Source organism: Nostoc sp. NOS(2021) (genome assembly GCF_017115025.1).
GTDB lineage: Bacteria > Cyanobacteriota > Cyanobacteriia > Cyanobacteriales > Nostocaceae > Nostoc.
Window position 1 is genome coordinate 1 of sequence record NZ_JABXKM010000075.1, and the last position, 12748, is coordinate 12748.

A 12748-nucleotide genomic window follows, 5' to 3' on the forward strand; every position below is an offset into this window, starting at 1 on the left:
ATGCTATGGAAGATGTGCTTCGCACAGCGTCCTAATCGCCTTGTCCGTTGCTATACAAGCAAGATGGGTCAAGAGAAAAAACCGCCCACTACCTGCAAGTATTAGGTTTGCTAAAACTAAATTCAAACGCATCTGGGCTGTAGATGGTTCAACAAAAGACGCGCACTTTTTCGGCATCTAGAGAGCCTGCAAGAAAAAGCTGTTTCTAAAGATAAGAAAAATTTACGTAATCGTTGATATCACGACTTATTTACCTGTCAAAATTACTTTTGATGAGAATCCAAATTGTGCGGATGCAAGAATGTGGGATTGGTTACGTGGTTGTACAGCCGATGGAACTTTACTTATTTTTGACAGGGGTTTTTATGATTTTACTGAGTTTGCCGCACTCATGACAACTGGTGTTGCTTGGATTACTCGTTTAAAGAAAGCAAGCTATCGTGTACAAAGAACTCTAACTCATACTCCACAAGTAGTTGACCAAATAATTGAATTGGGACATAAGCGAGGAAGAGCAAAGCCAATTATTGTTCGTTTGGTTGAAATTAGGCGTGAAAATACTTGGTATCGATATATTACTTCTGTTACCAATCCAGTTGACTTACCTCCTTACCTTGTCGCTGACCTTTACGGTCGTCGGTGGCACATCGAAACAGATGAATGGTCTAGTTAAGCGATTGTTGAAAATGTCATATTTATGGACTGGCTCAATTAATGGTGTCAAGTTGCTTTCTTTGGGCAACTTGGATATTTTATGCTGTTTTAATTGATGTGGCTGATACAGTTGCTAATGAATTCGAGATGGAAGCTGAAAAAATTTCGATTGAGATGTTATTTCGCTCATTTTATCACTTTAATCACGCCTATAATCAAGAACTTTCAAACGACCTTATTGCTTATCTTACTTCTCCCAAAAATCGAGATTTGGGCGTTGTTAAATATCAACCCAAATCTCAACAGCGACACACTTTGGACTTATCTCCACACCCCACTTGACATTTTGGCGATCGCTTTAAGTTGTCACCAATAGTCTCAGACTGGGAACGAGATCAGAGATAATCTCTAAAAGCTGCTTCTAGACTTGCTTTTACCTTAAGTTGACACGTATGAGCACAGCTTCTTCTCTACGAGACGCTCCGCTTGCTTAAGAGTAGGGGTACGAGCGTCACCCGTCCCTTGCGCGTCTTTGCCGAAGGGTACGTTCGCGGAGCGTCTCCAAGAGTTGCAATCTCCGAACCCTTGCGATTGCTTCGTTGCACTCGCAATGACATATCGTAAGTGATTAGGCGGACATGATATTACTTATCAAAAAAACGGTAATTATAACTAGAAGTTATTAAGGTTTTCTGCAAATATTATATACACATATTTTTTTACTTAGAGAAATTCCGTAATTGTTCCCTTGCTATTTATATTTTAAATTACTTAAAAGTAAAAGTTAGCGCAATAAGCCCCGAAAGTGCTTGAGGGTTAATAAGTGGTCAAACAGCACCGAAATGACTGGTTCAAAGCTGTGAAATTTTTCCGCAAACGAGAATTACTAGTGCTGTTGCTGGGGATTTTCTTCTTAATCTCTGTAGTCCTACTCTGGCAGAGACTCTTAATCCAAACTCCGGGGTTATTAACACAAGTAGTATTGATTGCAGGGTTATTGGTTGTTGTCACGCTGACATTATCAATCTATTTTGCCCTGGCGATGAAAGCAAGTAACCAACAAATAACAGCAATAAATCAGGAGTTAACTCACAGGATTTTTGAACAGAAACAGGTAGAAATTGCCCTCCGCACCAGCGAAAATCGTTGGCGGCAGTTGCTGGAAACTGTCAAAGTTATCCCTTGGGAATTAGACTTGAAGACTTGGCGATTTATTTACGTTGGGTCGCAAGCGGTAGACTTGCTCAATTATCCGATCGCAGAGTGGTACGAGGAAAATTTTTGGGTTAATCATCTACATCCACATGACCGAGAAAAATCTGTTCGTTTTTGCCAAGAAGCAACTGCTAGGTGCGAGAATCACGAATTGGAATACCGGATGTTAGCAGCCGATGGGCGAGTTGTTTGGCTGCGAGAGATTGTTAGCGTAGTTCACCAAGCAGGAACTCCTACCATGCTAAGGGGGTTTATGTTTGACATTACTGATTTGAAGCTAGTTGAAGAAACCTTGAGACTGAGGGAGAGGGCACTTGCTGCTACCAGTAATGGAATTATTATTGCTGATGCCAGACTCCCCTATAATCCAGTTATTTACATCAACGCTGCCTTTGAGCAAATAACAGGCTACAGTGCTACTGAAATGATTGGGCAAAACTGTCGGTTTTTGCAACGCACAGATACCCAGCAACCAGCACTCAATGAATTGCGATCATCTCTTCAAGCTGGAACAAGTTGCAAAGTTATTCTCCGCAACTATCGCAAAGATGGCACTTTGTTTTGGAATGAATTGAGTATTTCTCCTATCCATGACGAAAATGGCAAGTTAAGCCACTTCATTGGCATTCAAAGAGATATTAGCGATGTTTACGAGGAGCTTCGCTTACGTAAACTTGCCGAAGCCAGTCTACGTCGGCAAGCCCTCACCTTTGAAAACATGCATGATGGCGTAATTATCACAGATTTAACCGGAAATATTATTGACTGGAATCTTGCTGCCGAAAGTATGTTTGGCTATACCAAAGCCGAAATTTTGACTAAACATCCCAGTATTTTGCATCAGCCGGAAGTCGCCGCAGTATTAAGCACCAAAATTCTGCAAAAAGTCAACCAGCAAGGACGCTGGTCAGGGGAAATACACTTTATTCGCAAAGATGGCAGTGAGGGAATTTGCGAAACAACTGTAGTCTCTTTACAGGATGAACAAGGGCAAACTGTTGCCACTGTTGGCATCAATCACGACATTACCGAAAACAAACGAGCTAAAGAGGCGCTGCAAAGGCAATTGCATCGCACCCTACTACTTGAACAAATTACTCAGGAAATTCGTCAAAGTCTCGATACCAGCAAAATCTTTGAGACGGCTGCTACCCAAATTGGCCAAGCATTTGGATCTGAACGCTGTCTGATCCATTCTTACATTAGCGACCCCACACCCCGAATTCCCCTAGTAGCAGAATATAATACACTTCCTGGTTACTGCTCCATGTTGAAATTGGAAGTTCCCATGACCAACAATCCTCATGCGGAGCAGATGATCGCACAAGAAAGTGCGATCGCTTCTTCAAATGTGTACGTTGATCCTTTACTCCAGGCGGTTGAACCTATCTGCCGAGAAATTGGGCTGAAGTCTATGCTGTCAATCCGCACCTCCTATCAAGGAGAACCCAATGGTGCGATCGGCTTACATCAGTGCAGCTATTTTCGCCAGTGGACACAAGACGAAATCGAATTACTAGAAGCAGTGGCGGCTCAACTAGGTATTGCTCTAGCACAGGCTCACTTACTGGAACAAGAAACGCACCAACGTGAAGAACTTACCTTGAAAAACTTTGCCTTGGAGCGGGCAAAACGTCAAGCAGAAGCCGCGAATCGGGCAAAAAGTGAGTTTTTGGCGATGATGAGCCACGAAATTCGGACTCCAATGAATGCTGTTATTGGCATGACTGATCTACTGCTGGATACTGACCTCACGCCTCAACAGCAAGACTTTGTGGAAACAGTTCGCAGTAGCGGAGATGCTTTGCTCACCATCATCAACGATATTCTAGATTTCTCCAAAATTGAGTCGGGGAAGTTGGAATTAGAAGAACAACCTTTTGATTTGAGAGCTTGTGTGGAGCAGGCTATTTCCCTTTTAGCTCCAAAAGCTGCCCAAAAGGATATCGAACTAGCTTACCTGATCCAGCCGCAAGTTCCCACTCAGATCATTGGCGATTTGACTCGTCTGCGCCAAGTCTTGATGAACCTCCTCAACAATGCCATTAAGTTTACTGAAAACGGAGAAGTGGTACTCTCTGTTGAACTGGGGACTCTTGATTTGGATAAAGAAACTTCTTCCCAGTCTGCGATACCTGTGGGAAAAGAGCAATTTCTCTACAAAATTCAATTTGCCATCAAAGATACAGGTATTGGCATCGCACCAGAGAAAATAGAACGATTATTTCAACCCTTCACTCAGGCTGATGTCTCCATGACTCGACGATATGGCGGCACAGGGCTGGGACTGGTGATCAGCAAGCGGCTAAGTAAGATGATGGGCGGCACCCTTTGGGTAGAAAGCCAGGGGTTTGTCGGTGGTAATCCTAGCCCTAGATGGGAAAGTGGAAAATTATTCTCATCTCCTGACTCTTGCCAAGGTTCAACATTCTACTTCACCATTACTACCAAAGTGGCTGCTGTGTCAGAACAAGCTGAATTAAGCACTTCATCAGTGCAGCTTGCGTCCAAGCGACTGTTGATTGTGGATGACAATCTGACCACTCGCCAAATTCTCAGCTTGCAAGCAGAGTTTTGGAAGATGGAAACTTATGCTGCTAAATCTGGTAAAGAAGCTTTAGCTGAACTTGCTCAGGGAAGGCAGTTTGATATTGCCATTTTAGATATGCAGATGCCGGAAATGGATGGCATAACCCTTGCTCGTCAAATCCGCAAGCAATCTGGTTGTGAAAATCTGCCTTTGGTGATTATGACTTCTTTGGGTAGAGTAGAAACTTCCTCTAACTTTAATGATGTCCAGTTTGCTGCCTTTTTGAGCAAACCCATCAAACAGTCTCAACTCTACGATATTATTACCCGTGTTTTAAGTAATCAGCCGATCCAAGCTAGTATTTCTCCTTTTCCCTTGGTTGATCGGCATTTGGCCCATCGATTGCCACTACGCATTCTTCTAGCAGAGGATACGGTTGTTAATCAGAAAGTTGCCCTACTGATGCTACAGAAAATGGGTTATGGGGCAGATGTCGTCACCAATGGGCTAGAAGTGCTCAAGGCTTTGCAAAAACAGTCCTATGACTTAGTGTTGATGGATGTCCATATGCCTGAAATGGATGGGTTAGAAGCAACTCGGAGAATCTGTCAAGAATGGGAAGTAGGTTTTCGTCCCCATATCATTGCCATAACTGCCAATGCAATGCGGGGCGATCGCGAAGTTTGTCTTGCTGCTGGTATGGATGACTACATTAGCAAGCCTGTTCAGCTTCAAGAGTTAGCTGAGGCACTCAGCAAATGTCCACCCCAAAGAAGTTCTGAATTCACTTCCATAGAAAAACAAGGTAAAGCGATGTTTTTAGAATTGCAACCTTCGCCAAATATCCTACAGTCAGGGCAAAACCAGACATTAAAAACCGCCAAAATTGATGTCAAAATTCTCCAATCCTTGCGGAATATGGTCAGGGGAGATCGTGTGGTATTTGCTGAACTGATTGAGTGTTATCTTACAGAGACACTGAGACTGGTGCAAGATATTAGCACAGCTATCACAACTCAGGATACTCAGACTATATGGAAGACAGCCCACCAACTCAAGTCCAGCAGTGCTTCTGTTGGAGCGATCGCCCTGGCGCAGCTTTGCAAGGTGTTAGAAGCACAGGGACGCAGCAGTAAATTAGAAAACAGCCTAGAATTACTTTCACAACTCTATGAGGAATATGAACAAGTTACAACAGCCTTACAAAAAGAACTTGCGAAGGAAGCACCATGAAAGCCAATTCTCAAGAAAGTAAATCTTTAGTTCTAATTGTTGATGATGAACCTTTTATCCGCCTGATATTGCGACATTTCTTGGAGCGGGAAGGGTATCAAATAGTAGAAGCTCAAAATGGCATAGAGGCTTTAACTCTTTTTAGCCAACTGCACCCTGATATAGTACTCCTTGATGCCATAATGCCGGATATGGATGGGTTCGAGTGTTGCACTCAGTTACAGCATCTTGATTTTAGCAAGCACACTCCAGTTTTAATGATTACAGGGCTTGAAGATCAAGAGTCAGTTGATCGTGCATTTGAAGTGGGGGCAATGGATTATGTTAACAAACCGATTCACTGGCCAGTTTTGCGACAACGGGTAAAACGCTTGATTCAGCAATCTCAGTTACAGCAAAAACTGGAAGCCGTTAATCTGGAATTGCAGCGATTAGTTACTACCGATGGATTAACTCAAATAGCTAACCGCCGAGGGTTTGAAGAGTATTTTAACCAAGAGTGGCAGCGCCTGAAACGCGATCAACGTTCGCTCTCCCTGATTCTTTGCGATGTTGATTTTTTCAAATTATATAACGATACCTATGGTCATCGGGTAGGCGATCGCTGTCTTCAAGAAATTGCTAAAGTTATCAAAGATATTATTAAACGTCCTGGAGACCTAGTTGCCCGTTATGGTGGGGAAGAATTTGCTGTGATTTTACCTAACACAGACACCCACGGGGCGACTAATGTTGCCGACAAAATTTGCCATGCTGTCCGAACACTTGCAATTCCTCATAAAAATTCCCAAGTTAGTCCTCATGTAACCATTAGTGTCGGGTTTACTACAGAAATTCCTCAGCCGAGTTCTGACTTGGAAGAAATGATTGCCGCAGCCGATCGGGCGTTGTATCAAGCAAAGGCAGCAGGACGCGATCGCTTTGTGCAAAATATTCTACTACCCAAAAGTAAAAATTTTTGGTAGTGCATCAGTAAGAGTTAGGAGTTACTGGTAAACCCATACCCCGATGTCAAATATTATTAAGCGCAACCAAACCTTCTGCTGCCCGAAGTACGCTGTCAGTATCGGCAACCGACAAAACTGCCGAGACTGGAGCAATAAGGTATTCGCCGGGAGTTGGATAAGCCACTAAGTATAGCTGTAATGCAGCTTTATGAAATTATTCCGCAATTAGCAATATTGCGTGTCCATCAGGGTCTTTAACTAAACACCCCTGGTGATAAAAACTTGCACTATCAGTAAACTGCACAACCCGTGGTGACACAAACTGAACCCCATTCTGCCGCAGTATTTCTACAGCCTGCTCAATGTCATTGACAACAAGCTCAATTTGCATGTGTGCAATATCGCAACTTTTCCAGTCACTCGCCATTGTCCGACCTTTTCCAGGCAAAATATAGTCTAACAGTTCAATTCCCACACCCTCTTGAACTGGTCGCAGTCCTGTAATTCGGACTTCGGCTCCTGGCAAGTTATCCAAGCGAGTTTGGGTTGCACGCCAGTTAAGACTGCGGCTATCAATTTGCATTCCCAGGAGGTCACAGTAAAAGTCTAGACTCTGCTCGGTGTTAGAAACTGCGATCGCACTATGATCAATTCCTAAAAATAAGCGCTCGCTTTTCTGATGCCATTTATCTTGTCCTTTATCAGGCGGAAACCAAATTAACTCTAAATCATGACCATCAGGGTCTTTAAATTTAAAGGCGCGGACACCACCAGATGCTTCATTACCAGATAGTATTGTCTGGGGAGCAACTGAAATTGGTTCAATGGGAAATGAACGCAAGTGAGTATATGCGCGATCCATATCACTCACCACAATCGCCAGATGTTGAAACCACAGGTCATTACTTTGTGAATCGCTGGGAATTGGTTTACCCTCAACGTTGAGATATTCCATCAACTGGATAAATTCATCTCCAAGTCGCAAGGTAACAATGCGAATTTTTGCCCCCGTCACATCTTGCAGATCGCTGTAATTCTGTCCTTCAATAGTGATGTCGGAAACTAGTTCAAACAAGAGTGCTTGTGTATAGAAATTCAAAGAGCGATCGCAGTTTGTCACTGTTAATCCAATAGCTCGAATTCTTTGCCCTTGTACATTGCTACGAGTAGGTGTATTCATCAATCAAAGCTCCTTTTTCTCCTCCGAACCCAACATTTTCAATAACTTTCTGGCAACTAAAACGCCTACAACTCCTGCGCCAATCACTTCCACCGCTTGTACAACTTTTTTGCCCACATCTTTAGGGTCAAGGTGGTGATGAAAAATCTCTTCATCCAGCCATTCAGTCGCAGCTTTGAAATCATGAATTGGAGTTGGTAATAGCGTTAAATAAGTGGCTTGACGGATTAAATGTCCGGCTTCGCCTGCAACTTCAAAAACATCGAGGAAGTTAGCAGCAGCATCATTTAACCCCAATTTTAAGAGAGTTCCGCGTATATTTACCTTTACTGGGTTGAGGTCTTCGCCCAACGCTAATGCTTTCAAATTTTGGGCAATATTGGCTCCTTGCTGATAAGCAACTTGGGCTGTTGGCGATAGTGGTTTATCCTGAACTGCTGCACAATCCCCGCCTGCAAAGACTTCTGGAAAGTCGAGTAGTTGCATTGTGGGAGTAACTAAAAGGCGATCGCTATGATCTCGATGTTCTTGGGAAATTGGTAAATCTTTAATCAGTGGATTAATAGAAGTACCAGCTGTCCAGATTGTGGTATATGTTGGCAATGTCTCAATTTGCTCATTGCGCTTATATTCAATTGAGTTGGCGTGAACAGTAGTGGCTTCTGCACCCCTAAGAATTTCAACTGCTATAGTGCGTTTTTGTAATTCTTTCTCAGCAATTGGGCGCAGAGGAGCGTTAATATCACCGTTGAGGATTTCTTTACCGTGATTGAGCAGTACCACACGGATTTCATCGGAATTTCCTCCCAAAGCGGTATACCAATCTGGGAGTAAATCGCCTAAAGTAGCTGCCATTTCTACACCACTTGCACCACCACCTACTACCACTACTGTTAGCAGTTTTCGACGTTGTTCTGGATCTTCAGTTTGCACCGCTTGTTGCAAGCAGTCGCGCAAATGACGATCAATAGCGATCGCATCTTCTTGTGTCCAAAAAGGTAAAGCGTATTCTTTGGCACCTTCAAGATGATGATAACCAGTAACACTACCCAAAGATAATACTAAGTTACTGTAGTTGTAGGAGTTTCCCGAAGCTAATTTGACTTGTTGTTGATGCAAGTCTATCGATTGCACTGCATCTTGAACAAAGATGACACCACTGCCTTTAAGTAATTCTGAAAAACGCGGTACTACTTGAAAAGCATCCATCTCACCACTGAAATATTCGTAGAGTAAGGGTTTAAAGCAAAAGCGTTCATTTTTATCAATCAAAATTACAGCGCGAGAATAATCTTGGTGAGCTAGGTTTAAGGCTGTAAATAAGCCGGTGAAGCCACCACCGACAATAACGGTTTGATAAACTGGGCTATTCATAAAATATCTCCAAAGTCTTGTGAAATCAGGAATTTACTCATCAAAAATTCGCTATATGAATAAAAATAACGCAATTAAAAAGATGCTAAGGATAACAGCGAAAGCAATAGCATATTCGACTCGGCGACTAAAAAATCCCACAGCAGCAATTAGAGCGATCGCTAGCCCAATAATGCCAATATATTGCTCTTTTTGTAACCCACCTGCAATTAGTGGATCTTTCCCTGGTGCTGGAGTTTCTTGAACTGCTTTTGGGGCGAGTTCTGAGGCTGGTAGTTCTTGGATGAATAAATTCATAAAGTTACTCCTGAAAATACTTGGCTAACTGAAGATTTTTATGCTTTCCAAAGGTAGAGAAGCGAGAAAAGGAAGACCCAAACTACATCAACAAAGTGCCAAAATAAAGTGGTGGCGCTTGTACCGAAGTGAGTCTTATTATAATTGCCGGGAATGAATGAGCGAATCAGCATAATTATCTGAAGCACAACACCAGCCAGAACGTGTAAACCGTGGAAACCTGTCAGCAAGTAGAATGTAGAACCAACTAATCCTGTAGTAATCTTGAAATCAAGATTTTTCCACTCAATTAATAGACCAATTAAGAAGTAGGTTCCCATTGCGATCGTTATCAGCCATAGCCAGCGAAATTTCCTGAGTTGATTACGCTTGAGGGCATTTTCTGCTGGTTGAATAACAAAGCTGCTAGAAAGTAATACTACCGTATTAATAATCACGAGTGTAGACAATTCTGGCCCAGAAATCCCGGGTGGTAGCCAGTTAGTAGTATTCAGTCGTAGAGCAACATAAGTAAAGATAAAACTCAAAAAAATGATACTTTCCGACAACAGGAATACAGTAAACCCGAACATTCCTTTGCCATGATGATCTTCATGACTCCCGCCACCACTTGGCAAAAAGCGCTGTAACCAATTCGGTAAACGTAGCCGCCATCGGTCAAAACGGATCGGACTTTCATCTGTATGAATGCTGCGACGTTGCATAATTCGTAATTAAAATTGGTCTAACTTCTCACTCATCATTATCAGAATTTTCCACGAATGAGTACTTTGGATCGCCATAGTCGTAAGGAGGTCTGTTGACAACAGGAATTTCTTCAAAGTTATCTCGCGGAGGTGGTGAGGAAGTTGTCCATTCTAATCCTGTAGCGTGCCAGGGATTATCAACTGCCTTCGCTCCATATAGCCAGGAACCGACAATGTTAGCAATAAATGGCAGCGTCGATGCTCCCAGCAAGAATGACCCCAGGCTAGCGATGACGTTCCAACCCTGATACTGGGGATCGTAGGAGGAAACTCGGCGTAGCATCCCTTGCAAACCTAATGGGTGCATGGAGAAGAAGGTGATATTGGCAGGAATAAAGGTCAACCAAAAATGCAGCTTACCCCAACCTTCAGCGTACATCCTTCCAGTTATTTTGGGAAACCAGAAGTAAATGGCTGCAAAAATTGCCATCGTGATCGTATTAAAAACGATGTAGTGGAAGTGACCCACTACAAAGTAAGTATTATTTACGTGGATATCAAATGGCGTGGCGGCAAGCATCACACCTGTGACACCGCCAAAAATAAACATCGCTGCACCTCCCATCGCAAATAGCATTGGTGTCTCTAGGTGCAATTTGCTCCTCCAGATTGTGGCAGTCCAAGCGAATGCCTTAACCCCAGTGGGTATAGAAACTAACATCGAGGTGGCCATGAAGGTCATCCGCATCCAGCCGGGGGTAGCACTGGTGAACATGTGATGCACCCAGACGAAGATGCTGACTACAGCGATACCTAAAGAAGCGATCGCAACTGACCGATAGCCAAATAGGGGATTACGAGAAAAGGCTGGCAGAACTTCCGCAATAATACCGAAGGCTGGTAGCGCCATGATATAAACTGCGGGGTGAGAGTAAAACCAGAATAAATGTTGGTAAATGATCGGATCGCCACTTCCTTCCGGTTTAAAAAATTGTGTACCGAAGGAGAGATCAAGCAATAGCAGTATCAATGCAGCCGTCAAGGAAGGCAAATTAATCAGCTGCAACAACTGGGCGCTAAAAACTGACCACACAAAGACGGGCATCCGAAAAAATGTCATCCCTGGTGCCCGCATCCAAAAGATGGTGGTGACAAAGTTGACAGCCCCCATAATTGAAGAGATGCCGATTAGTACTAGGCTAACTATCCAAATAAACTGACCGTTAATCAAATGACCGACTGGAACTTGCAGACTAACTGGTGGATAAGACCACCAGCCAGCTTGTGCAGTCCCGTTAGGTAGCAAGAAGCTAGATAGTAGGAGAAGACCGGCTGGTGGCAAAATCCAAAAAGAGATGGCATTCAGCAGGGGAAAAGCCATGTCCCGCGCTCCAATCATTAGCGGCACTAGGTAGTTAGAAAGACCTGCATTGAAGGGAATAATCCACAGGAAAATCATGATTGTCCCGTGCATGGTGAACAAACCATTGTAGAGGGGGCGGTCAACTAAATTTGATTCCGGGGTGAGCAATTCAGCACGGATGATCATCGCCAACAGCCCGCCGAGAAGAAAGAAAATGAAGGTCATCACCATGTACTGAACACCGATCACCTTATGGTCAGTGCTGAAACTGAAATATTCCCGCCAGTTATTCTCAGGTTCTCTATTATTGGCGATCGCTTCACTCATATCATGTGTCATTATTTATCTTCCTTTGATTCGCTACGGCAGGTTGTGCAGGTGCGACGGTGTACCAGCCGCTTTGGAATAATGTTTTTGGTGGTTGGATATTTTCGGCAACTGCCTGATTTTTAGCGAAAGTGCGATCGCTAGAGACTGTTTGCGCGAGCCACTGGTTATACTTATCAAGAGATTCAACGTATACATCCGTCTCCAGCAAGGCAAAGTAAGTACCACTGAATTGAGAATCTTTCAGTCGATATTTGCCTGGACGAATGGGTGTGATCACAATTTCAATGTTCCGCCCTGGAACAATATCCTGCTTTAAGCGAAACTCAGGAACGTAGAAGCCGTGGATTACTTTCTCTGCTTGCATCTTTAAGCGAATGCTGCGGTTGACCGGCAAGTGTAATTCCTTACTAGTAACATTATTTGGATAGCGGAAAGACCAATCCCACTGCCTAACAAAAACATCAATTGTTTCCGATGCAGGTTTGGGAACATCGCTGACGATTGCGGCGTAGGCGGGTGCAGATTCTAGGGGTGTGTGCAAATGCACAATTTGGTTTAGACCCAGAATATTTAATTGCTGATAAATATTGAAGCTTTGGAAGGCAATCCATATTACTAGCAGAGTCGGGGTCGCTGTCCACAATATTTCTAGCCTTCCATCACCTCTAGAAGGGTGTCCCTCGCTATAGTCTTCCGGGCGGGCACGATGGAAAACGATCGCATACACGATGATGCCAATAAGCCCAAGCAAGATGAATGCTCCAATTGAGACTAAAAAGCTAAATAAATCATCTACCCGTTGTGCTTCTGCTGTAGCCTGGGGAGGCATCCAAGAAAACGCCTGCTGCCCAATCCATCGACTGACAACCAGCAGCACTGCTACATAAAACGCTATTAGTCCATATTCAAAAAAAGTAAACATCACAATCTCATGTAAGA

Annotated in this window: 10 protein-coding genes; 4 read left to right on the plus strand and 6 right to left on the minus strand. The window is 43.4% G+C overall.

The window, feature by feature from the left end; genetic code table 11:
* Positions 1-211: 211 nt before the first annotated feature.
* From HWQ41_RS09040 to HWQ41_RS09055, 4 genes are all read left to right on the plus strand, one after another.
* Complete coding sequence (locus HWQ41_RS09040) at positions 212-673, plus strand: transposase (protein WP_366931647.1); 462 nt, start codon at positions 212-214, stop codon at positions 671-673.
* Between the two features lie 41 nt (positions 674-714).
* Complete coding sequence (locus tag HWQ41_RS09045) at positions 715-996, plus strand: hypothetical protein (protein WP_292761683.1); 282 nt, start codon at positions 715-717, stop codon at positions 994-996.
* A gap of 481 nt (positions 997-1477) precedes the next feature.
* The gene (locus tag HWQ41_RS09050; protein WP_292761684.1) at positions 1478-5632 is read left to right on the plus strand and encodes a PAS domain S-box protein; all 4155 of its coding nucleotides are present in this window, start codon (positions 1478-1480) and stop codon (positions 5630-5632) included.
* Complete coding sequence (locus HWQ41_RS09055) at positions 5629-6597, plus strand: PleD family two-component system response regulator (protein WP_292761685.1); 969 nt, start codon at positions 5629-5631, stop codon at positions 6595-6597. Before HWQ41_RS09050 ends, HWQ41_RS09055 begins: the two co-directional genes overlap by 4 nt.
* Before the next feature lie 196 nt (positions 6598-6793).
* Here the strand turns inward: HWQ41_RS09055 and HWQ41_RS09060 are convergent, their stop codons facing one another.
* The 6 genes from HWQ41_RS09060 to HWQ41_RS09085 are packed head-to-tail and all read right to left on the minus strand — an operon-like array spanning position 6794 to position 12731.
* A complete protein-coding gene (locus tag HWQ41_RS09060; protein WP_292761687.1) occupies positions 6794-7759 on the minus strand; it encodes a VOC family protein in 966 nt (321 codons plus the stop codon).
* Positions 7760-7762: 3 nt separating this feature from the next.
* Entirely contained in the window at positions 7763-9133 is a 1371-nt protein-coding gene (locus HWQ41_RS09065; protein ID WP_292761688.1) for an NAD(P)/FAD-dependent oxidoreductase, read from the minus strand.
* Between the two features lie 51 nt (positions 9134-9184).
* Entirely contained in the window at positions 9185-9430 is a 246-nt protein-coding gene (locus tag HWQ41_RS09070) for a hypothetical protein (RefSeq protein WP_292761690.1), read from the minus strand.
* A gap of 38 nt (positions 9431-9468) precedes the next feature.
* The gene (locus tag HWQ41_RS09075) at positions 9469-10134 is read right to left on the minus strand and encodes a heme-copper oxidase subunit III (RefSeq protein ID WP_292761693.1); all 666 of its coding nucleotides are present in this window, start codon (positions 10132-10134) and stop codon (positions 9469-9471) included.
* A 28-nt stretch (positions 10135-10162) separates the two neighbouring features.
* The gene (locus tag HWQ41_RS09080; RefSeq protein ID WP_292761694.1) at positions 10163-11818 is read right to left on the minus strand and encodes a cbb3-type cytochrome c oxidase subunit I; all 1656 of its coding nucleotides are present in this window, start codon (positions 11816-11818) and stop codon (positions 10163-10165) included.
* Positions 11808-12731: a cytochrome c oxidase subunit II gene (locus tag HWQ41_RS09085; RefSeq protein WP_292761696.1), complete on the minus strand. Its 924-nt coding sequence runs from the start codon at positions 12729-12731 to the stop codon at positions 11808-11810. Before HWQ41_RS09085 ends, HWQ41_RS09080 begins: the two co-directional genes overlap by 11 nt.
* Between the last annotated feature and the right edge of the window lie 17 nt (positions 12732-12748).

Excerpts from the sequence above, each read along its gene's own strand:
- HWQ41_RS09045 (WP_292761683.1), top strand. The coding sequence starts at position 715 with ATGGTGTCAAGTTGCTTTCTTTGGGCAACTTGGATATTTTATGCTGTT.
- HWQ41_RS09055 (WP_292761685.1), top strand. The coding sequence starts at position 5,629 with ATGAAAGCCAATTCTCAAGAAAGTAAATCTTTAGTTCTAATTGTTGAT.
- HWQ41_RS09060 (WP_292761687.1), bottom strand. The coding sequence starts at position 7,759 with ATGAATACACCTACTCGTAGCAATGTACAAGGGCAAAGAATTCGAGCT.
- HWQ41_RS09065 (WP_292761688.1), bottom strand. The coding sequence starts at position 9,133 with ATGAATAGCCCAGTTTATCAAACCGTTATTGTCGGTGGTGGCTTCACC.
- HWQ41_RS09070 (WP_292761690.1), bottom strand. The coding sequence starts at position 9,430 with ATGAATTTATTCATCCAAGAACTACCAGCCTCAGAACTCGCCCCAAAA.
- HWQ41_RS09075 (WP_292761693.1), bottom strand. The coding sequence starts at position 10,134 with ATGCAACGTCGCAGCATTCATACAGATGAAAGTCCGATCCGTTTTGAC.
- HWQ41_RS09080 (WP_292761694.1), bottom strand. The coding sequence starts at position 11,818 with ATGACACATGATATGAGTGAAGCGATCGCCAATAATAGAGAACCTGAG.
- HWQ41_RS09085 (WP_292761696.1), bottom strand. The coding sequence starts at position 12,731 with ATGTTTACTTTTTTTGAATATGGACTAATAGCGTTTTATGTAGCAGTG.